Source organism: Arthrobacter sp. MYb213, assembly GCF_002979915.1.
Classification (GTDB): Bacteria; Actinomycetota; Actinomycetes; order Actinomycetales; family Micrococcaceae; genus Glutamicibacter.
The window spans coordinates 43312-69425 of the sequence record NZ_PCQA01000001.1 but is presented as its reverse complement, the minus strand read 5'-3'; the positions used below and the strand labels follow the sequence as shown (position 1 = coordinate 69425).

Annotated in this window: 17 protein-coding genes; 6 read left to right on the top strand and 11 right to left on the bottom strand. The window is 54.8% G+C overall.

Features of this window, described 5'->3' with window-relative positions; translation table 11 throughout:
- Positions 1 to 13: 13 nt before the first annotated feature.
- The 3 genes from CQ011_RS00275 to CQ011_RS00265 are packed head-to-tail and all read right to left on the bottom strand — an operon-like array spanning position 14 to position 4502.
- Positions 14 to 1198: an alkaline phosphatase family protein gene (locus CQ011_RS00275; RefSeq protein ID WP_105673581.1), complete on the bottom strand. Its 1185-nt coding sequence runs from the start codon at positions 1196 to 1198 to the stop codon at positions 14 to 16.
- A gap of 6 nt (positions 1199 to 1204) precedes the next feature.
- Positions 1205 to 1789 (bottom strand): DUF5998 family protein, encoded by a 585-nt coding sequence (locus CQ011_RS00270; RefSeq protein WP_096254273.1) that lies wholly within the window; start codon positions 1787 to 1789, stop codon positions 1205 to 1207.
- Positions 1790 to 1841: 52 nt separating this feature from the next.
- Complete coding sequence (locus CQ011_RS00265; protein ID WP_105673579.1) at positions 1842 to 4502, bottom strand: bifunctional acetate--CoA ligase family protein/GNAT family N-acetyltransferase; 2661 nt, start codon at positions 4500 to 4502, stop codon at positions 1842 to 1844.
- A 100-nt stretch (positions 4503 to 4602) separates the two neighbouring features.
- On the opposite strand from CQ011_RS00265, the gene CQ011_RS00260 reads away from it, so the two are divergent.
- Complete coding sequence (locus tag CQ011_RS00260; protein ID WP_105673578.1) at positions 4603 to 7233, top strand: DNA gyrase/topoisomerase IV subunit A; 2631 nt, start codon at positions 4603 to 4605, stop codon at positions 7231 to 7233.
- On the opposite strand, the gene cydC is transcribed toward CQ011_RS00260, so the two are convergent.
- From cydC to CQ011_RS00245, 3 genes are read right to left on the bottom strand one after another with little or no spacing between them, the layout of a single operon-like run.
- Positions 7230 to 10565 (bottom strand): thiol reductant ABC exporter subunit CydC, encoded by a 3336-nt coding sequence (cydC, locus tag CQ011_RS00255; protein WP_105673577.1) that lies wholly within the window; start codon positions 10563 to 10565, stop codon positions 7230 to 7232. The two genes, CQ011_RS00260 and cydC, sit on opposite strands and share 4 nt — an antisense overlap.
- Before the next feature lie 27 nt (positions 10566 to 10592).
- Positions 10593 to 11618, bottom strand: coding sequence for a cytochrome d ubiquinol oxidase subunit II (cydB, locus tag CQ011_RS00250; RefSeq protein WP_105673575.1), 1026 nt, complete (start codon positions 11616 to 11618; stop codon positions 10593 to 10595).
- Between the two features lie 14 nt (positions 11619 to 11632).
- Positions 11633 to 13222, bottom strand: a complete 1590-nt coding sequence (locus CQ011_RS00245; RefSeq protein WP_105673573.1) for a cytochrome ubiquinol oxidase subunit I — start codon at positions 13220 to 13222, stop codon at positions 11633 to 11635.
- A gap of 393 nt (positions 13223 to 13615) precedes the next feature.
- On the opposite strand from CQ011_RS00245, the gene CQ011_RS00240 reads away from it, so the two are divergent.
- Both CQ011_RS00240 and CQ011_RS00235 read left to right on the top strand, forming a co-directional pair.
- Complete coding sequence (locus CQ011_RS00240) at positions 13616 to 13987, top strand: BlaI/MecI/CopY family transcriptional regulator (protein ID WP_105673571.1); 372 nt, start codon at positions 13616 to 13618, stop codon at positions 13985 to 13987.
- A gap of 23 nt (positions 13988 to 14010) precedes the next feature.
- A complete protein-coding gene (locus CQ011_RS00235; RefSeq protein ID WP_105673568.1) occupies positions 14011 to 14976 on the top strand; it encodes a M56 family metallopeptidase in 966 nt (321 codons plus the stop codon).
- Positions 14977 to 15086: 110 nt separating this feature from the next.
- Here CQ011_RS00235 and CQ011_RS00230 read toward each other — a convergent pair whose 3' ends face one another.
- Positions 15087 to 17243, bottom strand: coding sequence for a DNA gyrase/topoisomerase IV subunit B (locus tag CQ011_RS00230; protein WP_502692866.1), 2157 nt, complete (start codon positions 17241 to 17243; stop codon positions 15087 to 15089).
- Between the two features lie 175 nt (positions 17244 to 17418).
- On the opposite strand from CQ011_RS00230, the gene CQ011_RS00225 reads away from it, so the two are divergent.
- Complete coding sequence (locus CQ011_RS00225; protein WP_105673563.1) at positions 17419 to 17643, top strand: DUF7455 domain-containing protein; 225 nt, start codon at positions 17419 to 17421, stop codon at positions 17641 to 17643.
- Positions 17644 to 17799: 156 nt separating this feature from the next.
- Here the strand turns inward: CQ011_RS00225 and CQ011_RS00220 are convergent, their stop codons facing one another.
- The 4 genes from CQ011_RS00220 to CQ011_RS00205 form a co-directional block, all read right to left on the bottom strand.
- On the bottom strand, positions 17800 to 18990 hold the full coding sequence (locus CQ011_RS00220; protein WP_105673561.1) for an RNA polymerase sigma factor: 1191 nt from the start codon (positions 18988 to 18990) through the stop codon (positions 17800 to 17802).
- Between the two features lie 282 nt (positions 18991 to 19272).
- Positions 19273 to 20376 (bottom strand): DUF4192 domain-containing protein, encoded by a 1104-nt coding sequence (locus CQ011_RS00215; protein ID WP_105673559.1) that lies wholly within the window; start codon positions 20374 to 20376, stop codon positions 19273 to 19275.
- A 64-nt stretch (positions 20377 to 20440) separates the two neighbouring features.
- Positions 20441 to 21646, bottom strand: a complete 1206-nt coding sequence (locus CQ011_RS00210) for an MFS transporter (protein ID WP_286161030.1) — start codon at positions 21644 to 21646, stop codon at positions 20441 to 20443.
- A 62-nt stretch (positions 21647 to 21708) separates the two neighbouring features.
- Positions 21709 to 22683, bottom strand: a complete 975-nt coding sequence (locus CQ011_RS00205) for a proteasome assembly chaperone family protein (RefSeq protein WP_105673555.1) — start codon at positions 22681 to 22683, stop codon at positions 21709 to 21711.
- 230 nt (positions 22684 to 22913) lie between these two features.
- Here CQ011_RS00205 and CQ011_RS00200 point away from each other — a divergent pair, with 230 nt between their 5' ends.
- The gene (locus CQ011_RS00200) at positions 22914 to 24428 is read left to right on the top strand and encodes a leucyl aminopeptidase (RefSeq protein WP_105673553.1); all 1515 of its coding nucleotides are present in this window, start codon (positions 22914 to 22916) and stop codon (positions 24426 to 24428) included.
- A gap of 252 nt (positions 24429 to 24680) precedes the next feature.
- On the top strand, positions 24681 to 26060 hold the full coding sequence (gene lpdA, locus CQ011_RS00195; protein ID WP_105673550.1) for a dihydrolipoyl dehydrogenase: 1380 nt from the start codon (positions 24681 to 24683) through the stop codon (positions 26058 to 26060).
- Positions 26061 to 26114: the final 54 nt, after the last annotated feature.

Here is a 26114-nt window from a genome sequence, read left to right as displayed (position 1 = left end):
AGCACGCAATAAATTATTTGGTGCGGAGCGTAAAGAGCGGAACAAATCGTTCCCCTGCTGTCAACGAACCATGTTGGCCGACCATCTCAAAAGCTGTGGGAGAGACTCTGCGGCCATCATAAAATGCAATTGGCTCGGCAGCCAGAATCATCAAGTCACCCAGACGTGCTGCGTGCTCTGCTGAAATTTTGCCGAAGTAGCCCAGGTCGATAGCTTCCTCGCGACTGAGTACCCAGGCTTTAGTGCCATACGCACGCTGCCACGCCTCACGCACGTGCTGGCGCTGGGTCGGGCTAGTCTCAGCTGCAAAGCTCAGTTGGACACCGCGTGGTTCACCGCTGGTCAGTTCTACACCATCAATAAGTTCCGGCTCCAGACTATAGTCAATGCGCTGCGAACTGGGCACATCCACCATTCCATGGTCTCCGGTGATGAGTACCGTGGTTTCCTCGGGTAAACGGGAAACTAACGTCTTAATGACGTAGTCAATTTCTTCGAGGGAATCTCTCCACTGACTAGAGTCCACGCCAAACTTATGGCCCGCCTTGTCCAGCTCGTTGAAATACGTGTACACCAGAGCATTACGATTCTTCGCAAAAATCTCGTGGGTCGCTCTGGCCCGCGCACTGGTTTGCCTAGCGGCGACAAATTTTGGGCCACGCAACGAGGCACGCGTTAATGCCGATTTTTCGAACAATGGTAAGGATACGGAGGCCACATGAATTCCGTGGTCACGCGTTGCCTCAAAGATCGTGGGAAGAGTTTGCCAACTATCGGGGCGCAAATCTGCAGGCCACCCACCCAACTGGTTGACCACGCGGCGGCGCTCAGGATCGATGACATCGTAGCCAAGCATGCCATGCTCTCCCGGTGTCACACCGATCGCCAAGCTACTCAAACTTGTGGCAGTGGTCGAAGGAAAACCAGTACCTAATTTCTGTGCTCGCTCAAAGAGTGAGCGTAAATATGGCGCATGTGCGACATGAGATTTGAATTGATTCCAGCCCAAGCCATCAACCATGATCAGGGCAACCCGTTTAGTGGGTTGTAGCCCTAACGGGTTCAGATAGCCGGGAACGCCCAGTGCCGTAGCAGCCGACGGAAGAATCTCCGATAACGTTGACTGCCCGTAAGCGGGAGCAACCGGCAGCGCCTGCGGCGGCGTAGGCAACGTCGAATTGCTGATTTCTTGGCTCATAGCTAATCAGATAGTTTCGTGGCGAAGACGAACCGCGAACTCACGCGCTTTATTCACTGCACGTTGTCCGTCGGCTTCAGCGCTCACACGAATTACCAGATCCTCTGGCTGCGCGGTCCCGCTCAGCCCGTGGTCCGCGTCGCATTGCGGATCTGCGCAAGAGGCAGGTTCCAAATCGATACGACGAGTGCCATTCCAAGACATTCCAAACGTCAATTCTCGCACTTCATCACCGGTGCGGTAGTGCTGTGGCTGGTGATACACATAGTTGGTAGCCACTGACGCAATACGGTGCAATGCGATCATTTCGGTCGAAACCTGAGCCATGACGTCTTTACCGTGATCATCAAGTTGCTGATCGTCAACGTGGATGATGTACAGGACTTTTTCACTGAGCACCATCACCGTAATATGGCGATGCACTTCGTTGTGATCAAAGTGTGTCTCTAGATGGACATAGTGGTCAAGTACCGGTTGGGACATCATCGCTTCGGCTAAGACATCCTGCACCATCTGCGGGTAAAAACCTGCCCTGACCAGATCGTGCTGCAATTCAGCACCAGCGGTAGTGGAATACGTTGGTGAGTTCATAACCCAATTCTACCGAGTACTACCGCCCAAATCATCCAAGCCAGCCCTCAGCTCAACTTCGCAGCGCTCGCCTGACACTATCTGTACGCTGTTCGGCATCACCTATTTTTATGCTGACGCCCAACACACTCGATGATTCCTGGGCCACGCTCACCGGAGTGAAGTTCATAATGGTGATCGCCGGATGGTGATCTTTGAGTAACGAGACACGGGCGATGAAGTCCTTCAAAGACACCAGGTCCACTGCGGGCAGGCCCTGATATCCGAACAGACGGACGCTACTACGCGGCCGGCGGATTAAGGTATCAAGATCTTCGATGGTCAGCGGCGCCACAGCATGGGACCAGTCATTGAGCAGATTGACTGGATCTCCACTCAGCCCAAAGGAAATTACAGGTCCAAGGAGTGGATCTTCCACCGCCTTGATTACGCATGCTTGTCCAGCCGGGGCCATAGTTTGCACTTCGAGGGAGTTCACGTTGTATGCGGCCATCAACGCACTCATATGTTTGAAGTTAGCTTCTAAGCTCTGTGCGTCAGGAATATTCAGACGCACTCCCCCAAGGTCTAGCCGCTGGCGCAGGTCCGGGTCATTGGCTTTGAGCGCTACCGGCCAGCCAAGTCGATTTGCCGCCGCCACCGCCTCTTGCGCGTTGTTGACTACCTTCGAGTCGAAAACCTTGATCCCATAAAATCCGAGGAGTTTCACTGACTGTTCGTGAGTAAGCTCTTGAAGTTCGGTCCCCGAAATGCCGTTGACTAGCTCGTCCAAGTATTCGTGGGCTCCGGACGCATCAACGTCCGAAAATTCAGGTAGGGCCTCGTAGGGGACATTCATCCACTGGCTGTAACCGTAGGCCTTAGCAAGAGCACCAATCGTTTCGGTTGGCGAGGTAAACACGGGAATTGAATGATGTATCCCCTCGCGGATCTTCGTATCGGTCAATCCGGTCAGCAATGCTATAACTGGTTTGTCTTGACCACTGAATTCGGAAAGCACTTTGATAACCGATTTGGCGTCCATGCCCATATCCGGCAAATGGGCCACCACCACAGCGTGCACCTGCGGGTCTTGAACCAGATCTCTGACTCGGGCTCGAAGAATTCCCGTGGAGCGCGATTGCCCCTTCGAATAATCAAGCTCTTCGCGTTGCACGGTAGCGAACAAATTCCGTCCTTCGCTAACATCACAAACGACTTCAGCCAACGTTAAGGAGTTGGAAAGCACCGCGACTTGCGGCCCGGCCGGAGCAGGGAAAATGGAGAGCAACGACGCGACGTCCATCAACTCTTCGATAGACCTGACCCGGATGACCCCCGATTGGCGGAGCATCGCGTTCAATGCTTCAGGCGGAGCTTCGCCTAAACGTACCGAATGTCCTGGGGGAAGCCTGCGTCCGAGCAAATCTGATTTTGCTACGATCACTGGCTTACTGCGCGCCAGACGACGAGCAATGCGCGAGAATTTACGTGGATTACCGAAAGACTCAAGATGCATGGCGAGTACCGCGGTTCGTTCATCATCTTCAAAATACTGCATCGCATCATTGCCAGATACATCTGCGCGCAGGCCGGCCGAGATGGCGCTGCTCTGGCCCACGTCTCGTTGCATTGCCGCGCCCTGCAGGACGATGCCCATAGCTGCCGACTGACTAAACAGGCCCACCTTGCCAGCAATGGGTAACTCCCTAGCTAGTGAAGCGTTCAGCCGGATCGCCGGGTCTGTGTTCAATACCCCTAATGAGGCAGGGCCGACCACACGCATGCCATTGGCGCGAGCCAAAGCCACAAGTTCGCGTTGCGCGAGGAGTCCGTCCACCGATTCGTAGCCGGCAGTCATAATAATCAGGCTTTTAACTCCGTGAGCGCCGCATTCCGTAATGGTTTCCAGTACACGTTCGCGCGGCACACAAATAATAGCCAGATCTACGGAGCCGGGCACCTCGGTGATTTTTCCGTAGCTGGTCAACCCACCCACTTCGAAGGCCTGCTCATTTACCGCATAGACAGTTCCAGAGAAGCGGCCTTCGACCAGTCGATCAAGCACATCGTGCCCAATACTCCCCCAAGAGCGGCTAGCGCCAATGACAGCGACCGAAGAGGGAGCCAGAATTGCCGCCACACTACTTGCTTCGGCGCGGTGTTCGCGGGCTTCGGTAACTTCACGAGATTTATCGGTGGGGTTGATGGGGAATTCAAGCATGATCACGCCATCTTCAAAGTGGCGTGCCACCGCGTAACCTGCATCGGAGAAAACAGTGAGCATCTTCCGATTTTCCGGCAAAATCTCAGCAGTAAATTTCTCGATACCGTTTTCACGCCCTGCAGCGGCGAGGTGTTCGAGCAGGATGGATCCAATACCAGTGCCTTGATATTCGTCAGACACGTTAAACGCCACTTCGGCTTCGGTGGGGTCATCCAAACGGTCATAGCGACCAACCCCGATGATTTTTGAACCGCGAACCACGGTAAACGCCACCCGGTTGTGATGATCTACATTGGTGAAGCGGTCGAGTTCTTTAGGAGTCAGCGATGACTTGTACGTAAAATAGCGTAGGTAAACCGAAGTTTCAGATTGCTGTTTATGCATATCTTGCAAGGCCTGAGCATCTTTGGGCGTAATTGGCCTTAGATGCGCGGTCGTGCCATCGCGAAGAACAACATCTGCTTCCCAGTGGGCTGGATATGCCGCTGAAAGTTTACGATCCACCATAGGCTTAGAATAGTCGCGCTTTCGTGTTTGCGCTCAGACGCAACACGAAAGTAGAACATTTTAGGCCGTGAAGCAGCAGATGAAGGGCGTAGACAGAGTAATGGCTCGCAAAAAAACCCCTGAGATCCCAGAGGATTTCGTCGAAAACATCGTCGATATTGATGTCACCAGCGAAATGGAATCCTCCTTCTTGGAGTACGCCTACTCGGTGATCTACTCACGCGCGCTGCCTGATGCCCGCGATGGTTTGAAGCCGGTGCAACGACGGATACTTTTCCAAATGTCTCAAATGGGTTTGCGCCCAGAAAAGGGCCATGTAAAGTCCGCCCGCGTGGTCGGTGAAGTGATGGGTAAATTACACCCACACGGCGACACTGCGATCTATGACGCCATGGTCAGACTGTCCCAGGACTTTTCACTGCGTTTGCCACTGATTGACGGGCACGGCAACTTCGGCTCCCTTGATGATGGCCCGGCAGCAGCACGTTATACCGAGGCCCGACTAGCTGCTTCCGCGGTAGCCATGACCGCGAACCTCGACGAAGACGTGGTGAACTTCGTCCCGAACTATGACAATCAGTTCATGCAGCCCGAGGTTCTTCCCGCTGCATTCCCGAACCTTTTGGTCAACGGCACTACCGGTATCGCGGTGGGCATGGCCACAAATATGGCACCACATAATCTGGGTGAAGTGATTGCGGCAACTCAGCATTTGATTGCAAATCCTGATGCTACGGTCGAAGATCTCATGAAAATCGTTCCGGGTCCGGATCTGCCCTCCGGCGGAACGATTGTGGGACTCGACGGAGTGAAAGATGCCTACCGTACCGGTCGCGGCGCGTTCCGTACCCGTGCCACCGTTGCCTTGGAACAGATTTCCGCACGCAAGTCAGCATTGGTCTTCACCGAACTGCCCTACACGGTGGGCCCGGAGAAGGTCATTGAAAAGATCAAAGACGGCGTCAACAACAAGAAAATTGTCGGTGTCTCCGACGTTGTTGACCTCACCGATCGTCATCACGGACTAAAACTCGTTATTGAGTTGAAGAACGGTTTTAATCCGAACGCGGTGTTGGCCGCTTTGTACAAATACACGCCCTTGGAAGACTCCTTCGGTATCAACAATGTGACGTTGGTTGAGGGCCAGCCACGCACCTTGGGTCTGCGCGAATTGTTGAGCGTATATGTAGATCACCGCATCGACGTGGTGCGCCGACGTACCGCTCACCGTCTGGCTAAACGCGAAGATCGTTTGCACCTGGTTGAAGGTTTGCTGGTTGCGATTGTCGATATTGACGACGTCATCGCCATTATCCGCTCCTCAGAGCAAACCGCCGAAGCCCGTGAACGACTGATGACGGTCTTTGACCTCAGCGAGCCCCAAGCAAGCCACATCCTTGAACTGCGTCTGCGTCAACTAACTAAATACTCACGCATTGAGTTGGAGGCCGAAGCCGAACAGCTACGCGCCGAAATCGAAGAACTGCGTAAAATTCTGGGCGACGACAAGATCCTGCGTGCGCTTGTCTCCGAGGAACTCGGCCAGATAGCAGAAACCTTCGGCACCCCGCGACGTACCAAGCTAAATAAGTCTTCGGCCTTGGAACCGTTGAAGGGAACCGCCCTTCCAGATGCGGTAGGCACCGGGAAAACTGCGAAGCTCGCTTTGGAAGTCTCAGATTCTCCTTGCTTCGTTTTGCTCTCGGCTACCGGGCAAATCGCCCGCACCCATGACCGAGCAACCCTTGACTTTTCCTCCGCCCGAATCAAACATGACGTGCTTTTATCGCAAGTGCCTTCCACCGCACGCGGTGAAATTGGTGCGTTGACGAGTCACGGACGAATGATTCGAATCTCCCTGATCGATGTCCCCGTGCTGCCCGAAATTCATGGCTTCCCGCAGCTGGCCAATGGTGTTCCGGTCGATGAGTTCCTCAAACTCGAAAAGCGTGAACGAGTGGTGGCCTTGCTGCCACTAAATCAAGTCTTCGCCTTAGGCACCAAGAACGGTGTGGTCAAGCGAGTTACCCCGGACTATCCGCTGAACCGCGATGAATTTGAGGTCATCACGCTGAAGGATGGCGATTCGGTCGTTGCCGCTGCACCATCCGGTGACAATGATGAGCTGGTATTTGTCACCCGGCAGGCACAACTTCTCCGATTTGCTGCCAGCGCGGTACGCCCGCAGGGACGCACCGCTGGGGGTATGTCAGGTATCAAACTCTCCGGCGAGGATCAGGTCATTCACTTCGGTGTGGTGGGCGAGGCAAATGATGACGCCGTGGTGGCCACCATCGCGGCCGGCTCACAAACCTTACCTGGTACTTCTGGCCAGTCGGTGAAGATCAGCCTCTTTAGCGAGTTCCCTGCTAAGGGGCGTGCTACCGCAGGTGTCAGGGCACACCGCTTCGCCAAGGGTGAAGACTACCTGGCGTTGGGTTACGCCGGCCATGGTCCAGCCCGCGCAAGTTCAACCGCCGGGGTGGTTCGTGCTTTGCCCACCGAGTTCGCCAAGCGCGACGGCACCGGCGCCCCGTTGGCGCAAACGATCAACATTCTTGGCGGCACCCTTGTTGGCCAGACACCAATCGCCGGCGCGGCCCAAGCCCTACCTGATGAGCCAACCCCATCGGCCCCTAGTGTCGCACCAGTGACTAAGCCGCGCGCGAAGCCTGAGCTACACCCGGGTGAGGACACCTTGCCATTCTCAGACGGCGGTGTACTGCTCTAACTCCTTGGCAATAAGTTAGTCAGCTGGTGTGAGGGTTCGGTCAAGTTGATCGAACCCTCACACATTTGTGCAAGTCTCTTATCATGAGTGATCAGTACAACCGTCCGACCGGCGAGCGCTACCCGGAGCGTGTGGATTAGTTCTGCGCTTTCATCCTCGCCCAGGTGTGCGGTGGGTTCATCGAGCAGGATCATTTGATGTCCCCCAATGAGGGCACGAGCCACCGCCAGTTTGCAGCGCTGCCCTCCGGACAGTCGGTGTCCGCCGCTACCGATGCGGGTATCTAGTCCTTGAGGTTCATCGGCATACCAGCGACCAAGCCCTACCCGGTGCAACACGTCGATGAGCTGATTATCAGAGGCTGTCAGGTCGGTAGCCGCCGCAAGGTTGAGGTTTCGACGCAAGGTCGAGTCAAAGAGGTGCGCCTCTTGTGGACACCAGGCAACCGAGTCCATGGAACCTTGGCGCATCGGCCGGTAGCTCCCCTGCTCATCGATGACTTCCATGCTTCCGGCGCTGGCAGGTAGCGCGCCAAGCAGCGCGGTCATGAGTGTAGATTTACCCGACCCAGAGGCTCCGGTCAGTGCGGTCCATTGACCGGGCAGGATCTCGGCATCCAATCCGGAGAGCACCGCGACACCCGGTACGTAGCCCAGTTCTAAACCCTTAAGCCGATACCCATGGACGGTCAAATTTGGCTCGTCAAGGTGAGCGGCTTCGGTAAGTTTGTCGGGTTGGTCAATCCCCCTACGGGCAAGTTGTCCACTCAGCTCGCTCAGAGCCCGCCCTTGTTGAACCGCATTCAGGGCATTGGACGCCGGTTCCCCTAGGGACAGAGCCAGTAAGACCGCCAGAGCCGTGTTGGACGCATTTACCTCTGAGGCGAGAACTAGGGCCACCGACAGCAGCACGGTGATCAATGTTGCTAGTGCCGGCGCGGTGCCCTGTCCATAGGCGTGGCGACGGGTTTGTTCGGTGTTGTGTTGCTCGGCGTCGGCGAGTTTGCGTAGCATCCTGTCCAACGCTCCGAAGGCGCGTAGTGATTCCTTATGTCGCAAGATCGAGAGAACCAGTTGGTTCACCTGTAAGCGGTGTTGCAGTTGCATAGCCAGGTGGCGTCCCTCTACGGTCTTCACCAACCACCGGACAGGGAAAAGCAAGAGTAGCCCAGCGCTGAAGGCGAGGTATCCGAATTCTGCCTGAATGAGATACAGCACCCCGGTAGCGGTAACCCAGACCAGTGTTGCTTGCAGGGGTGGAAAGAGTACCCGGGCGATGCCGTCTCGTAGCTCGTCGACTTCGGCCAGCAGGTAGCGCAGAACCAGTGAGGACCGGCTCATCACTCCCCATTGCGCGGGGTTGGCAACCATGGCATTCCACAATTTTTCGCGCAGGGCTGCGGAGTAACTGAGTACTGCGTCGTGGATGGCCAGTTGTTCCAGATATCTAAAGACTGCTCGGCCGATACCTAGAGTTCGAACCATCACGAAGGCAACGGTCAGGTGCAAGATGGCAGGCTGGTAGCTGGACTCGACGATCAACCATCCACTCAATCCGGCGAGCGCCACCGCGCAGAGTATGGCCAGCACCCCGTAGCAAAGGGCCTTGCGGGCCGAGGCGTAGCGTCTAACAACCTCTCGGCGTGGGTTCCAATCACTTGGATTGGGTGCGTCAGCGTGCAAATCATCGTCGGTGGGAGCGACAAATTGTTGGCTAGCGGTGTCCCCTGTGGAGCTAAGGTCGCGCACAGTCTGTCGCGGATTGCTGTGGTCGATGAGCGGATCATGGCTGGCAATGAGTATTGCGCAACGTGCTGGCACTTGCGTTAGCAGCCGTCGAACGCACTCGGCATTGTCTTCGTCTAGATGTGCGGTGGGTTCATCTGCCAGTAAGAGGTTACATTCGGGAACGGTGTGGACCCGTAGAAGCGCACGTAGTACTTCTAACCTGCGCAGCTCACCGGGAGAATACTCCCCGATGGACCGTGGCAACATCTCAATGAGGTTTAGTTCAGCCGCCATGGACTGCATGAACTGGGCAGGTGCCTGAGGAACATCTTGTGCGAGTTGCGCGGTACCGGTTGCCTCGTTGAAGCGGGGATGCTGACTGATCACTGCGAGTTCTGCGCAGACGTGTATTGTTCCGCTCACCAGCTCGCTGGCAAATTCGTTGTTACTCGTGTGGGTTTCGGCAATAAGTTTGAGAAGGCTCGTTTTTCCGGTACCACTGGCATTGCTCAAAATTTTTCGTTCGCCGGCCTGCAAGCTGAGGTTGAAATCCTGATAAATATAGTTTGTGTGCTGATATTGCAGGGTCAGGTTTTCAATTTCTAGGACATGCCCAGCAGGGGCCGGGCAGGCTGCTTTCTGTAACTGCTTGGTCGGTGTTGCTTGGATCTGCTTTTCATACCGGGCAAAGGCTGCTAATCCATCGTCCGCCGCATGGTAGGCCGAGCCCACCTCGCGCAGCGCTACGAATAGTTCCGGGGCGAGAATCAAGATAGTCAGTCCGGCGGCCAAATCCATATTTCCGCCGACTAGTCGCACGCCGATGACGACCGCGAGCACCGCGACGGACAACGTAGAAATCAATTCGAGCCAGAAGCTGGACATGAATACTGTTTTCAGGTTGGTCATGGTGGCCACCCGGTAGCGTTCGCTGACCTGCCTGATGGCATGCCCCTGCGATTGTGCTCGGCCTAGCCCCAGTAACGCGGGTAGTCCTTGGGCAAGTTCGAAGAGCTGGTTGGCCAGCGCATCAAGTTTGTTCTGGGACTGTGCAATGGTGTCTTGTGTGTGCATCCCAATGAGTGCCATGAATATCGGTATTAGGGGAATCGTCAACAGCAAGATCAGCGCGCTGAGCCAATCAAGGCTCAGAACATAAACGCCTAAGAGCAATGGGATTAGCGCGGCGCCAATGAGCGCAGGGATGAATTTGGTGAAGTAGTCGTCTAGCTTTTCCACGCCATGGCTGGCAAGTGTTGCTGTCTGCGCCACCGTTTGGTCATGGTTCGGATGTCCGATGATTCCGGGGCGGGCAGCAACGGTGGCGATGAGCTCAGAGCGCATCTTTTCTTTGGCGCCCGCACCTACACGTCGAGCCCCAGCATTTAGTGCCCAGACCCCGACAGTGCGAAGCACTGCCCCAGCCAATGCCATCCACAGTAACGTCGACGAGTGCTCTTGGCCTACCGACATCTGGGTAATCCATGTAGCTAGTGCATAGGCGACAAGAATTAACCCGATGGATTTGAGTGCCGAAAAAAGCGCTAGGAAAGCGATTTGTCGGCGTTTGAGAAGTGCACGTGGCAAAAAGCGTGGCGCAGACATCTGTTGTACCTTTCGGACTGACTAGAACTACTTCACGACTGAGGTCACGAGATGGTCTTCGGGGATATGTTTCTCGCTGATGCGTTTACGAAAGACCCAGTAGCTCCATGACTGGTAGGCCAGGACCAGTGGAACGCCGAATGCAGCGACGATGCTCATCAGTTTCAGCGTGTACGGGGAACTCGACGCGTTATATACGGTCAGATCAAATGCTGAGTTGATGGTTGAAGGAATTACTACCGGGAAGGCCGCGACGAAAATCGCTGCGACAGCTCCGACGAGCATGATACCCAAAGCAATAAACGAGCGACCCTCGTGGCCTGCACGGGCGCTAAACCATGCGAAGAACGCGGCAACCAATGCCAGTGCGAGCAGCGTCCAGGCGGCTAGCGATGTATCTGCTAGCACCACGACTGCGGACCACAGCATCAATGGCAGAACGCACCATGGCATCCATCGAACAAACTGCTGCCCGGCGCGTTCGCGAATCGGGCCTTCGGTTTTCAATCGTAGGAAAGCCACGGAGTGTATCCAGCTAAATGCCACGACCGCGACACCACCGAGTACGGCATGCCAAGTGAACCATGCGAACGGGCCACCTACCCGGTCACCGTTTTCGTTTAGGGGCAGCCCTAAGGTGGTCAAGGCCAGCATCGTGCCTACCCCGAACGCAGCGATCAACGATCCCCAGCCCAAGGCCAAATCCCAAAGACCACGTGTCGTAGCATTTTGTGCCTTGCCACGGTATTCGATGGCTACCGCACGGAAGATTAGCGCCACCAACACCAAGGTCAGTGGGATGTAGAGTGCGGAGAACAGCGAGGCGTACCAGTAGGGGAAGGCTGCGAAGGTGGCCCCGCCTGCGGTCAGCAACCAGACTTCATTTCCGTCCCAGACTGGACCGATCGTGTTGAGCAGTACGCGTTTGCGTTTCTCTCCTGCCCGCCCCAGCCCGATTTGCATGCCGATGCCCAGGTCAAAGCCTTCAAGGAAGAGATAACCGGTCCACAGTACTGCGATGAGAATAAACCAGAGAGTTGGAAGCCATTCCATTACTTTCCGCCTGTCTAATATGCGAAGGCGAGTACGTCGCCGTCGTCGTCGCTGGGGTCCTTGCCAGAGGTTTGCTCGGGTTCTAGGAGTTCGGGCATGGCTGATCCGGTTCCACCGCGGATATACCGGGTAAGTAGTACCAGTTCAACTACGAGCAGTACCCCGTATACCAAGGTCAAGGTAATTAGGGAGAAGAGCATCTCCCCGGCACTCACCGTTGGTGACACCGACGCCGCGGTATACATGAACACTTGGTCCACCCCACCCATTTGTGGGTTTGGGGCCACGGTAAATGGCTGCCGTCCCATTTCGGTGAAGATCCAGCCCGCGGAGTTCGCTCCAAATGGTGCGGCAATGCCAAGAAGTACCAGACGCGATAGCCACTTACTTTGCGGAACGGTACCCTTTCGGGTGACCCACAAGGCCAGTGCAGCAGCCACTGCGGACAACCCACCGAGGGTAATCATCAGACGGAATCCCCAGTAGGTCACCTCCATCACCGGCAGGTAGCTGATTTCTTCTCCCGCGTATTGCCCGAATGCTGGGTCGTCTGGATAATGACTTCCGTATTTTTCCTGATACTCAGGGATGAGCGTGTTTACGCCTTTGACCGGCGTCTCAAAGTCGCCATTGGCTAAGAAGGAAAGCAGACCCGGTAATTCAAATACTGCCACGACGTCGTCGCAGGTGGTGGCTCCTTGAGTACCCACATTTCCTAAGGTTAGGACCGAGAAGCCGGTGCCGTCGTGACAGGCTGCTTCGGCGGCAGCCATTTTCATCGGTTGCTGTTCAAACATCAGCTTGGCCTGCTCATGACCCGACAAGGCGACGCCGAAGAAAGAGATTGTGGCGATGAGCGCACCTATACGCAATGAGGTAAGCCAGACCTTGTGGTCGGTGCGGTCACGGACGCGGCCCTTGGATAAGTCTTCGCCGACCACCACACGCCCATTCGCATCGACCGTGTCGATGCCTTCTTTACGGCGTCGATATAAGTGGAACCAGGAAATCCCGAGGAGAAACCCTCCGGCCACGGCGAAGGCACCGAAGATTGTATGCGGGAAGGTGACTAGGGCGGTGTTGTTCGTAAATACGGCCCAGGCGTCCGTCATCACCGCACGACCATTAATCAGTTCGGTACCTACCGGGTGCTGCATCCACGAGTTGGCAACCAAGATGAAGTAGGCCGAGAGGATAGCTGCCAGCGATGCGCACCAGATGGTAGCCAAGTGAATACGTCGAGGCAGCTTTTTCCACCCGAAGATCCATAAGCCAAGGAAAGTGGATTCTACGAAGAACGCTAGGAGTGCCTCCATGGCTAAGGGCGCTCCGAAGACATCGCCTACGTATCGACTATATTCACTCCACGCCATGCCAAATTGGAACTCTTGGACAATGCCGGTGGCCACTCCCATAATGAAGTTGATGAGGAACAGCTTCCCCCAGAACTTGGTCATTCTTAACCACTGCTCGTTGCCCGTGCGGTGCCAAACGGTTTGCATCACCGCTACGGTCAGTCCTAGCCCAATGGTTAGTGGCACCATCAAGAAGTGATACACGGTGGTGATCCCAAATTGCCACCGAGCAATCTCTAATACATCCATGGATTCCTCATTTGTCACGAGTCCGCAGCACATCTACTTCTACGTTGCGTAGAAAAGCTCTTACGGCCACAATAGACCAATTTCGACAGCTTGTAGAAATCGGCTCAAATCGAGCTATTCACCATCGAGCGCCACGCTCAAACAATCAAAATTCCCAGCATTGACACAGGCTAGAGTTTCTGAAACAAAAAAACCCAAGTCAGCACAACGCAACCCCAACTTCTGAGTGACTAAATCCAGTTACCGACAAACCCGCAAATCACCCAATACTTTTACGTCATGTAGAAATATCGGACGAACGCCTATACAATGGAATCTCCAAGCAGAATGTTTTCACTCCTTATGAAGTGCGACAACACTGCATCAGCACTAAAGCAAGTGAGGTAAGACCTGGTGGCCAGCCTTGGCGATCTGGAACGCTCCGTCATGGACCTACTGTGGGATTCCGCAGAACCGCTTACCGCTAATGATCTTCGTGATGCCCTAGCTGCACGCGGTACTGATGCGAAGGAACTCGCAGTAACCACGGTACTAACCGTGTTGGCGCGACTGGAAAAGAAGGGACTCGTAGCGCGGGAACGCTCTACTCGTCCACATCGTTACACCGCGTCCTCTTCCCGTGAGGACCATACTGTTGGACTGCTAAATGATGCTTTGGGCACCGCCCAAGATCGTGAAGCCGTCCTTGCCCGATTCATCGGAGGAATCTCGGCTGATGAAGCCGTGTCCCTACGTGCTATCTTGGATTCTGTAAAGACTGTCTAAGTAACACGAATTTCGGGGACTGGGTGCTTCTCACCTCATATTTCCTAGCGGCGTTGGCTATCGTCTTGGCGTGGCCGACGCCGTTGGCTTTGTCGAAAGCAAAATGGACCGCACGCGCTCCCGTCGCTGCCGTCCTACTGTGGCAAGCTATCGCCTTGGGCGGTGGCTTATCCATGATCGGGTCAATGCTGGTTTGGGGGCTAACACCCCTAGGCAATGACCTCATTTCCGCTCTCCACGCCGGCTGGCTCTTAGCCACCGGGGATCCTAGCGTAAACTTCCCCGGGGTGATCCACCTCTTTGCGCTGAGCACTGCCTTCTTATTTGCTATGCACCTAGTGTTGACCCTAGTGCGGGCTTCATGGCGCACCACGAGACAACGCGCTAAACACCGCCATCTGTTACGGCTATTGAGCAACCCCTCTCAGACACGACCTAACACATTGGTCCTCGACCATGATTTGCCCGTGGCTTATTGTGTACCTGGGTTTAATGGATCCGTTACGGTGCTATCACGTGGACTGCTAACCCAGCTTTCTGCCGATGAGCAGCGCGGCGTCATTGCCCACGAAAGCTCACATCTAGATCAACGTCATGATTTTCTTATCTTGGCGTTCACGGCGTGGCATGAGGCATTACCGTGGTTGCCTACTTCTCGCTTGTCCTTGGAAGCAGTTCGTCAATTAATCGAAATGCTCGCTGATGACAAGGCACTAGAGGTCGTTACCCGCCCGGTACTTCTTAGAGCTATCGTCGGGGTGGCCTCCTCTATTGCACCGGCGAAGACCAGCCAGGACAGCGCTATGGGATTAGCAGGAGAAATTGTAGGCATGCCCGGTGGAGAAGTCTCCTCCCGCCGATTGCAGCGTCTCCTGTCGCCTGTGGCACCGCTGAGTGGGTTCCAAAACTTTGTGGTTCTCTCCTGTACGGTTCTGTTACTTGTGTGCCCGACAATTCTTCTTATCGCCCCGCGCCTACTGTCCTGGTAATCCACCTGACGCTCCGGCCGACAAGCTAAACATCATTAAAATGTATAGCCCTGTCGTTGATCGTTTAAGGCGATCAATGACAGGGCTATAGTTCTCAGCACAAGGTCTGGTTAGACGTCGATACGGTCTCTTTCAAGATTCTCGGCGCCAGCGATAATGAAGTTCTTTCGTGGCGCGACGTCTGATCCCATGAGCAGGTCGAAGACTTCCTCTGCTGCCTGGGCATGCTCGATCCCTACACGGCGAAGCATACGATGACGTGGATCCATTGTGGTCTCTGCCAACTGATCTGCGTCCATCTCGCCCAATCCCTTGTACCGCTGAATTGGCTCTTTATATTTCTTGCCTTCGGTTTCCAGCTTCGCCAGCAGACGAGTCATCTCGGCCTCAGAGTAGGTGTAAATGACCTCGTTGGCCTTAGAGCCGGCGTTGATCACTTCAATCCGGTGAAGTGGAGGCACAGCAGCGTATACCCGTCCATGCTCAATCATGGGACGCATGTATCGATAGAACAGTGTCAGGAGCAACGTTCGAATATGCGCGCCGTCCACGTCAGCATCTGTCATCAGGATGATCTTGCCGTATCGCGCCTGTTCAATATCGAAGCTACGACCTGATCCGGCGCCGATGACCTGAATCATCGCCGCGCACTCAACGTTGGAGAGCATGTCCGAGATGGACGCCTTCTGCACGTTGAGGATCTTGCCTCGGATAGGAAGTAGGGCTTGGAATTCACTTGAACGCGCTACACGTGCGGTACCCAACGCGCTATCGCCCTCAACGATAAATAATTCCGAGCGTCCAACTTCCTTGCTACGACAATCAAGTAGCTTAGTAGGAAGCGAGGAGGATTCAAGCGCAGTTTTACGACGCTGCGTTTCCTTATGCATACGGGCTGAAATACGAGACTTCATCTCGTTGACAACCTTCTCAAGCAACGTGGCTGCCTCGGCCTTTTCACCGCGTTTAGTCGATGAAAGACGTTCGTTGAGCGCCTTCTCGACAACCTTTGTCACGATCTGGCGTACTTGCGACGTTCCAAGGATTTCCTTGGTCTGTCCCTCAAATTGTGGTTCGGCAAGGCGCACGGTTAATACCGCGGTCAGGCCGGCCATGATGTCGTCTTTTTCGATTTTGTCTTTTTGGCCGAACTTAAGCTTGCGAGCATTGGATTCGATGTTCTTACGGAAAGATTTCAGTAATGCCTGTTCCAACCCTGCAATGTGCGTTCCCCCCTTGGGAGTGGCGATGATGTTTACAAAGCTACGCATCGTGGTGTCGTAGCCGATCCCCCACCGCAACGCTACGTCGACTTCGCACACTCGCTGGACGTCCTGCATATGGCTGCGGCCATTTTCATCGATTACTGGAACCTTCTCATGGAAGGAACCGCTCCCGTGCACCCGCCAGACATCGGTGACCGAAGAATCACTGCTGAGGTATTCAACGAACTCGCTGATTCCGCCGTCATGCTGAAATACCTCCTCGTAGGAGCCTTCGGCGCCTTCTGTTCCGGGCAGGCCACGATCATCACGCAGCGTAATACGTAGGCCCGGAACCAGGAATGAGGTTTGACGCGCACGATTTTGAAGTTCCTCGTAGGAAAACTTCGCGTCAGGGGTGAAGATGTGGTCATCGGCCCAATAGCGAATCCGAGTACCGGTAACCCCCCGCTTTGCCTTACCAATGACTTCCGGAGTGGTAGCTTTTTCGTGGGCCGTAAATGGCGCGTCCGCCTTTGGCTTGCCACGGTCGCTAAATTTTCCTGGCTCACCACGGCGGAACTGCAAAGAATACGTTTTTCCGCCACGATCAACTTCGACGTCCAAACGCGCTGATAGAGCATTCACCACGGAGGCTCCTACACCGTGCAGACCACCAGATGCGCTGTAAGAACCGCCACCAAATTTGCCACCTGCGTGCAACTTAGTGAATACAACTTCCAAGCCGCTTAAGCCTGTCTTCGGTTCCACGTCCACGGGAATACCTCGACCATCGTCATGCACTTCGACGGATCCATCTGAGTGCAGGATGACGTTTATGGCCTGGCCGAAACCACCGAGAGCTTCGTCAACCGAGTTATCAATAATCTCCCAAAGACAGTGCATAAGACCGCGGGAATCGGTAGAACCGATATACATGCCGGGTCGCTTGCGTACCGCTTCGAGACCCTCAAGAACGGAGAGATGACGGGCATTGTAATTATCGGTTGAGGCCACGGGGCTGCAATCTCCTACTGACGCGGGAAAATAATGAACTTGTTCCATTCTACTCGTTTATGTGTTCGAACTTGGTGCTACTAGGACTCGCCGGTAATTCGCCAAAAATTCAACCAAACTTATCCACACTTGCTACGCGGTGAGCGAAAGCAAGCCGTTTTGGGCATAAAGTCAGGCTCATAGCTGGTTGTATAGAGTGAACATCGATTTAAGGAGGCTGGCAATGACTACTACTACCACTAGTCGTGAACTAAACGCCCTGGACCGGTGCGACCGATGCGGCGCACAGGCCTACGTCCGGGCAGTGCTGGCTTCAACCAGCGGGGAACTACTCTTCTGTGCTCACCATGCACGCTCCGTGGAATCCAAGCTACGCCCAATCACTTCGGTCTGGCAGGACGAGTCCTCACGACTGTATGAAAAGCCAAAGGTCGACATAAACGACTAACTGATCGGGTACTCATCCGATGAGCAGAAGGGTGATCCAGCTACGAGCTGGGTCACCCTTTATTGTTTTAATGATTCACTGTTTAGCTCGACTAGTTAAAAATAAAGCGGTCTCCCAACCTTAGAAAGGCTGGGAGACCGCTTTACTTCAAGATGTTTAGTCTAGGTAATCGCGCAGAACCTGTGAACGCGATGGGTGACGCAACTTCGACATGGTCTTCGATTCGATCTGACGAATACGCTCACGGGTCACACCGTAAACCTTGCCAATCTCGTCTAAGGTCTTCGGCTGGCCATCGGTCAGTCCGAAACGCATGGCGACAACGCCGGCTTCACGTTCGGACAGCGTATCCAACACTGAATGCAACTGTTCCTGCAGCAACGTGAAGGACACCGCGTCAGCTGGGACGACCGCTTCAGAGTCTTCGATCAAGTCGCCGAACTCGGAGTCTCCATCTTCACCCAGTGGGGTGTGCAAGGAAATTGGTTCACGACCATACTTCTGAACTTCGACAACCTTTTCAGGAGTCATGTCCAGTTCCTTAGCCAATTCTTCTGGAGTCGGTTCGCGACCGAGATCCTGAAGCATTTGACGCTGGACGCGAGCCAGCTTGTTGATGACTTCAACCATGTGCACAGGGATACGAATCGTACGTGCTTGGTCGGCCATGGCGCGGGTGATCGCCTGACGGATCCACCAGGTGGCGTAAGTCGAGAACTTAAAGCCCTTGGTGTAGTCGAACTTCTCCACCGCACGGATCAGACCCAAGTTACCTTCCTGGATCAAGTCCAAGAAAAGCATGCCACGGCCGGTGTAACGCTTCGCAAGCGAAACTACCAGTCGAAGGTTAGCTTCTAGAAGGTGGTTCTTGGCAATCTTGCCGTCGTGGATGATCTGCTCGTAGTCCCAGCGCAAGCGCTGATCCATCGAACCATCATCCGTTTTGATCTTGTCGGTAGCAAAAAGGCCCGCTTCAATACGCAGAGCCAAATCAACTTCCTGCTCGGCGTTTAGCAGAGCAACTTTACCGATCTGCTTGAGGTAGTCCTTGACCGGGTCGGCGGTTGCGCCGGCCACCATGACCTGCTGCTGAGGAGCATCGTCATCGGCTGAAGACAAAGTGAATCCCTTGGATTCTTCTTCCTTTGCCGAGCCTTCCTTGGCACCAGCTGCGTCAGAAGCACCCGACTCAGAATCGTCTTCGGACTCTTCAGAACCCTGCTCATTCTCTACCGGTTCTTCGGTAGCTGCAGTCTTCTTGGTGCGAGGCGTAGCCTTCGCACGGGTAGCGCGCTTTTTCGCGACAGGGGTCGTTGCCGATTCCTCGGTCTCTGCCTCAGTTGCCATACGATTAGCGTTCGTCTCAGAAGATGACACGAATAACCTTTCTAACGATGCGTTCCGGATGCACCTGCCGGTAACACCACTATGACCCTGTCAAGTCCGAATGCGTTGAAATCAGTGACTCAACGCGACGGTGGGTACATTGTTATCAACGCACCAACCACGTCTAATGTTCCCAAAACTATGTTTTCCGAACTTAGACATCTCGAACCTAACCGGGTCTGTTTTTTCATTATCCACTAATTCGCCCACAGACACCACTTGGGCAAGTTTCCCGCGCGTCTGCTACCCCATTTTGGCTCTCCAGGCACGAAGCTCATCCGTTGCCCATTCGGGCATGGCTCCCCTATTCATCAATTCACGAAGCAGCTGAGCCAGTCGATAGTCTCCTTGCTCATCAAGAACTCTGTCTAATAACGTGATGGCCATCGAGCCACGTCCACGCGCCCATTCGATCCACGCCAAGATACATAACAAGGCGTAACGTTCTTCAGCACGGGCGACTCCCAATAAATCTCGAGAAATAGACCAGAGCCTTTCTATGCGTCGCCAGTCCGGTCCCTGCCATCCTCGTCCCAAAAGAAAATCTGCCAATGGTTTAGCTTGGTCTTTTCCAGAATTGAGGCATAGTTCCTCTGCCATGATGATGGTTTGTTGGGCACCGATGCCAGCAAGATAGGGCAGAACGTCGCGAACGATTCTTTTTTGGAGGCCTGCAAGCATTCTGGCTGCTCCCGACTTCGATGAATGCAGAAATGCTTTTGCTCGCATTTCATCCATATCTAAGACATCAGCCCACTGCTCCAGGCTTTCCAGTACGTCTAAAGCGAGAGTCCTCGCGAGTAGTCGAACCTCTTCGGCGTTGTCCCATTCTTCGATCCCGGTTCCGTCCCACGGACGCTCTAATGGTGCCGATCCTGCAAGCACCAGCGAAAGGTTCGTGTTTCCTAAGGAAACATTTGGACGAGGAAAGGTTATTTTTACGTCGTCATCGGCGTAGTCCCAGACCTGGTCGCCAGACAGGCACCATGCCTGACGCAGATCAATGTCGGTGAATTCGAGGGCTTCATCAAGTTCGCCGATGACTTGGCGGTATGGAACATTACGTGGATTACGGGAACCTTCCGGCGCATACACAACGGCCACAAGGCTGCGCACTTGCGGCAAACGATGTAGCAAATTGAGCACTTGTCCCAGCCACGCCTCACGATCGTCGTGATGGATTTCGCCCGGCAAATCGACACGAAGCGTCGCTTCCAGTCGTTGCCCAACAATGAGCAGGAGCACTAATGATTTTTGTGGATGAAATCCAAGTGCGTGGGGTATGTAAGCCAACACGTCATCGCAATCAGAGAGCGAGAGGGGCTGGCGTTCTGGTGTTGTAGTCATATCCCCACGATGCGCCTAGAGGCGCCGGCGCATCATGAGTTCGCTACGCGCTGTGGAGAACTCTTTACTCGGGGATTCTTGCGCTTTGGCGGCGTGCTTTGCCGCGTTCAATCAGCATGAAGGTGATGCCAATAAATGCCATGACAAACTGCACCGAGAGGGCGATACGGAATGCTGGCAAATTATACAATTCACCGTTTGATCCGCTCGCGACATACTGCCAGTCCATGATCGCACCGACCAAGTAGATCGTGACGAAGCCGCCAAAGAAACCGCCGGTGTTTACTAATCCCACGGCCGTACCCATGAGATGAGGCGGGTTAAAGGTTCGGGCGAAGTCGAAAGCGATGACTGAGGACGGTCCGCCTGCTGCGACAGCAACAAGTAATACAATTAGCACCCATAACGGTGCGGCACCGGGCCAGAACAGAACGACGGCCCACATGAAGATCATCGCTGCAATCACACCCAGAGCGAAGTTGGAACGCTTGTCCGGGTATCTAGCGGTCAGCGCGCCAAGAAATGGCCCATACAAAATGGCGACAACTACAAAAATCGACATCAGAGCCGAGGCGAAGTCACCATCGAGCCCTTGGCCCTGGACAAGGAACGGGTATCCCCAGGAAAGAAGAAAGACGTTGAGCATGAATGAGGTGGTGAAGTGAGTCCAAAAACCCAAGCGTGTGCCGGGTTGTTTCCAAGCAGCGCTCAGCCGATCCCGAGTACGCATCGGCGCGCTGGTGCTCAGGTGTGCCCATCCAGGACCGTTGCTTATCAACGACACGGCAATGAGCAAGCTTGCTAGGGCTAAGCCTGACATCACCGAAAAAGCAGGTGTCCATCCGAACTGGACAAGAAGCAAGTGAAACGGAAAAAGACTGACAAGCTGGCCCATTTGGCCAAAGGTTCCAACAAGCTGGGTCAGTACCGGAATTCTAGAGCCTGAAAACCATAGGGGTAGCAGCTTCAGTACGGAGACAAACACCATCGCGTCGCCCGAGCCAACAAGAATTCTCCCAACGAGTCCCATCGGTACGTTGGTAGAAATAGCTAGGAACGCCTGCCCCAGCGCCATCAACACCGACCCGCTGATGATCAAGATTCGAGGGCCCACCTTGTCCAGCAGTAGCCCGATGGGCACCTGAGCGCCGGCATAAACGACAAGTTGGACTACCGAAAACGAAGCCAAAATCTGTGCGGTTGCATCAAATCGTTCGGTAGCCTGCAAACCAGCCACACCGAAGCTTGTGCGCTGAGAAACCGCTGCCATATAGGCAAAAATTCCGGCACAGAAAACTATCCATGAGCGAGTCGAATTTAGATGCGACTGAATCACTGGTCAGGGTCACCCGATGTGGAGTCGTTATCCCCGGTGCCTCGGTTGGCATCTAGCCATTGTGCGTTGTCTTCGATGGTGGCAAGGAAATTTTCAACACTTGCACCAAGCTCATCGGCGTCTGGGATTCTTTCGTCTTCGTCCAACAACAGCGAACGCCGGTCGTGCTCTTCAGCGTGCGCGTCAAATCGCTTCTCGAAACCAAGAACCATTTGCTTAACGTCGTTGCTGCCTTCGAGTTGTTCCGCCAGTTGAGACTCGATCAGTCGGCCAGCTTCACGTAGTTTTTCGGTCGGTAGCGCCAATTTCAGTGCCGCCCCGACGTGCTCTAAGGCCGCTACTGCCGCGGCAGGATACTCGGCTTCGGCCAGATAATGCGGAGTGTGGAGCGAATAGCCAACTACGTCACGGCCAGCATCATTGAGTCGAATTTCCAATAGTGAGGTCAGACCGGAGGGAGTTTCAGCCGTCGGACTCCAGGTAGAAATATTTTCGATGAGATCTTTGCGATTGCCGTGGGCGGTCACCCCGACAGGACGGGTATGTGGCACAGGCATCGGTAAGGAAGCGGTACCAATCACTAGATTCACGTTGAACGCTTGAATAAAGTTCAGTAGTTCTGCGATGGTTCGCTCCCAGCGCAGATCCGGTTCAACGCCGGCAAAAAACCAGAACTTACGGTCCAGTTCATCGGTCATCAGATAAATTTCCAAACGCGGCTCTTGGTAGCCAGCGAAGTGGTCACCAACAAACGTCACGCGTGGACGTTGAGTACTGTAAACCACCAGCTCATCAGCGTCGAAGCGCGCATAAAGCTCGGATTTGAGGTGCGCAAAAAGCTCGTTGCAGACCAAATCATGGGCGTGCCCAGCATCGGAGGCACCCCGCAAGGAAACATACATGCCCAGGCCCTGCAAGCTGGGATCGTCCAGGTTGGTGCTGACCAGAGTCATCAACGGTTCCTTGGACATTCACACCTCATTTGTTTCCGGTTACTGCCTCTACGGCCACAAAATCATGTAGCCCAAGGAACTATCCTAACTGTTTGCCCTTTCGCTCGCTGTGAAGTGAGGCACGCCGAGGTGCAACCTTCGGCTAACATCGTGTGTAGGAAATACTCAGCTCACCGGCTCCACCTACCGGTTATCCTCACAGGCTGAACCATCCTTAGACCCTACAAAGGCATAGAAGGAATGATTTTGTGATCAACTCCAGTGATCTCACGTTGACCGCCATTGGTGCAGACATCAAACGGAAAAACGCCGACACGCTCATCTTGGGCGTCCTAAAAAAGGACGACAAGGTATCCATTGCCGCTTCGCCACTTGCTGCCGAGACCACCGCAGCTTTGGAACAGTCGCTACTCACACTCAACGTGGCAGGCTCAGCCGACGAGGTGACTCTGCTTCCAGCCGTTGAAGGTACCAAGGTCAAGACCATCTTGTTCATCGGACTGGGCGTGAAGGAACTGAGCGAACTGACCGATGAGAAGCTACGTCGCGCAGCCGGTTCGGCAGCGCGACAGCTCTCGAACGCCAAGACCGCAATCTTTGCTTTGCCAGCCGACAGCACTGAACAGGTCGCCGCCGTGGCCGAGGGCGTGGCCTTGGGCTCGTACCGTTACGAGAATTTCCGTTCGAAGAAGAACGACAAGCCAGTGCTCACCGAGGCATTCATCGCTACCGCGGTGGCTACCTCCAAGGACCTGCCGAGCTTGCTCAAGCGTGCTGCGATCATCGGCCGCGCCGTGCGTGGGACCCGAGACCTGATCAACGCACCCGCAAACATCCTGTACCCAGAGTCATTCGCCAGCGCGGTGAAGGATCATTCCAAGTCTTTGCCATTGAAGGTCACGATCTTTGATGAGAAGCGATTGACCAAGGAAGGCTTCGGCGGTCTGATGGGCGTCGGTGGCGGTTCGGTCCGTCAGCCTCGCATGGTCAAGGTTGAGTACTCGCCTTCCAAGGCCGCCAAGCATTTAGCTCTGATTGGTAAGGGCATCACCTTTGATACCGGTGGTATCTCGATCAAACCAGCCGCCGGAATGCACGCAATGAAGTCCGATATGTCCGGTGCCGCCGCCGTATACAACACCATCGCGGCTGTGGCAGAACTCGGCTTAGACCTGAAGGTTACCGCGTGGCTTTGCTTGGCCGAAAACATGCCAGGTGGCGCGTCAACCCGTCCCGGTGACGTGTTGACCATGTTTGGTGGCAAGACCGTAGAGGTACTCAATACGGATGCCGAAGGTCGTTTGGTGATGGCCGACGGTCTTGCTGCAGCAAGTCTCGAGAACCCAGACGTACTCATTGACATTGCAACGCTGACCGGAGCGCAGATGCTTGCCCTAGGCTTGCGCACCGCGGGCATCATGGGCAATGAGCAGGTTCGTGACGACTTGGTAGCCGCTTCGGACGCCGTCGGTGAACTCGCTTGGGGCATGCCTCTACCAGAAGAACTTCGTCCGACCATCGAGTCGCAGGTTGCCGACTTGGCAAATATTGGCGAGCGGATGGGCGGCATGATGACCGCTGCGGTGTTCTTGGAAGAATTTGTGGGCGAAAACAACGGTCAGAAGATCCCTTGGGCGCACATTGACTTCGCAGGTCCAGCCTTCAACGAGGGCTCCGCATGGGGCTATACCCCGAAAAATGGCACCGGATCGCAGGTGCGCACTCTCGTGGCATTTGCCGAGAAGATGTCCGGCACCCGCTAAAAATGCCTTTTAGAACACATTCCGGTGCGGGCGATGTCATAGCCCGCACCGGAATGTGTGCCAAAATACGAGATATGGCCGACTTTTAGCCAACTCAAGATGACTCTGGTGCATTGACGGTACTAAAGTAAGTTTTGAAACATCACCGGTGAATTTTTCCTCGCGCCCTCGGACGTGGGTGAATAAGTTCACCACCCGATCCCCTGGTCGGCCATGGCCGACCTCACTTAGCTATTACGAGGGAGCGTTCACGTGGCCGATTCGGCAGCAACGCAAGAATTTGATGTCCTCATCCTCGGCGGCGGTTCCGCTGGATACTCAGTCGCATTGCGCGCCATCCAGTTGGGCTTCACCGTCGGATTGATTGAGAAGGAAAAGGTCGGTGGCACTTGCTTGCACACCGGCTGTATCCCGACTAAGGCGTACCTGCACGCAGCAGAACTCGCCGAGAATGCTCGCGAAGGTGCCAAATACGGCATCAACTCGTCGCTTGAGTCAATTGACCTCGGTGGCGTACGCAAGTACAAGGACGGCATCGTCGCCGGCAAGCACAAGGGTCTTCAGGGTCTCCTGAAGATGAAGAAGGTCAACGTTATCGAAGGTAACGGACGCCTAGTCTCCAAGGACACCATTGATGTAGATGGTGTCGCATACAAGGGCAAGAACATCGTTCTTGCTACCGGCTCGACTTCCAAGACCTTTGGTCTGGAAATCGGTGGCCGCGTACTGACCAGCACCGAAGCGCTGAACATGGTTGACATGCCAAAGAGCGCAATCGTGCTCGGTGGCGGCGTCATCGGTGTCGAGTTCGCTTCTGTTTGGAAGTCCTTCGGCGTCGACGTCACCATCGTTGAAGGCCTGCCTTCGCTGGTACCAAACGAAGACCCAGCCATCATCAAGACCCTTGAGCGTTCGTTCAAGAAGCGCGGCATCAAGTTCAACACCGGCGTCTTCTTCGAGAAGGTCGACCAGGATGAAAACGGTGTAAAGGTCTCGCTGGCTGACGGCAAGGTTCTCGAAGCAGAAATCGTTCTGGTTGCAGTGGGTCGCGGCCCGGTCACCGAGAACATGGGCTTCGAAGAGCAGGGCATCACCCTGGATCGTGGTTTTGTTATTCCAAACGAGCGTCTGCACACCGGCGTAGGCAACATCTACGCCGTTGGCGACATCGTCCCAGGCGTTCAGTTGGCACACCGCGGTTACCAGCACGGTATCTTCGTAGCCGAAGAAATCGCCGGTCAGAACCCAACCATCGTTGAAGACATCAACATCCCGAAGGTGACTTTCTGCGAGCCAGAGATCGCTTCCGTTGGTTACTCCGAACCTGCTGCTAAAGAGAAGTTCGGCGAGGATCAGATCGAGACCACCGAGTACAACTTGGCTGGTAACGGTAAGTCCTCGATCCTGGGCACCTCCGGCCTGATCAAGATGGTCCGCGTCAAGAATGGTCCAATTGTGGGCGTTCACGGCATTGGCGGTCGCATTGGTGAGCAGATCGGTGAAGCACAGCTGATCGTGAACTGGGAAGCATACCCAGAAGACGTTGCGCAGCTCATCCACGCACACCCAACTCAGAACGAATCGCTAGGCGAAGCCGCAATGGCTCTGGCTGGCAAGCCACTTCACGGCTAATTTCGCTGATAGTTCACCGGGTAGCACGTTCACACGCGCTACCCGGTGTACTAA

Bases quoted from the DNA above. Each gene is read 5' to 3' on its own strand.
- CQ011_RS00275 (WP_105673581.1), bottom strand. From the start codon at position 1,198: ATGAGCCAAGAAATCAGCAATTCGACGTTGCCTACGCCGCCGCAGGCG.
- CQ011_RS00270 (WP_096254273.1), bottom strand. From the start codon at position 1,789: ATGAACTCACCAACGTATTCCACTACCGCTGGTGCTGAATTGCAGCAC.
- CQ011_RS00265 (WP_105673579.1), bottom strand. From the start codon at position 4,502: ATGGTGGATCGTAAACTTTCAGCGGCATATCCAGCCCACTGGGAAGCA.
- CQ011_RS00260 (WP_105673578.1), top strand. From the start codon at position 4,603: ATGGCTCGCAAAAAAACCCCTGAGATCCCAGAGGATTTCGTCGAAAAC.
- cydC (WP_105673577.1), bottom strand. From the start codon at position 10,565: ATGTCTGCGCCACGCTTTTTGCCACGTGCACTTCTCAAACGCCGACAA.
- cydB (WP_105673575.1), bottom strand. From the start codon at position 11,618: ATGGAATGGCTTCCAACTCTCTGGTTTATTCTCATCGCAGTACTGTGG.
- CQ011_RS00245 (WP_105673573.1), bottom strand. From the start codon at position 13,222: ATGGATGTATTAGAGATTGCTCGGTGGCAATTTGGGATCACCACCGTG.
- CQ011_RS00230 (WP_502692866.1), bottom strand. From the start codon at position 17,243: ATGGAACAAGTTCATTATTTTCCCGCGTCAGTAGGAGATTGCAGCCCC.
- CQ011_RS00225 (WP_105673563.1), top strand. From the start codon at position 17,419: ATGACTACTACTACCACTAGTCGTGAACTAAACGCCCTGGACCGGTGC.
- CQ011_RS00220 (WP_105673561.1), bottom strand. From the start codon at position 18,990: ATGGCAACTGAGGCAGAGACCGAGGAATCGGCAACGACCCCTGTCGCG.
- CQ011_RS00215 (WP_105673559.1), bottom strand. From the start codon at position 20,376: ATGACTACAACACCAGAACGCCAGCCCCTCTCGCTCTCTGATTGCGAT.
- CQ011_RS00210 (WP_286161030.1), bottom strand. From the start codon at position 21,646: ATGGCAGCGGTTTCTCAGCGCACAAGCTTCGGTGTGGCTGGTTTGCAG.
- CQ011_RS00205 (WP_105673555.1), bottom strand. From the start codon at position 22,683: ATGTCCAAGGAACCGTTGATGACTCTGGTCAGCACCAACCTGGACGAT.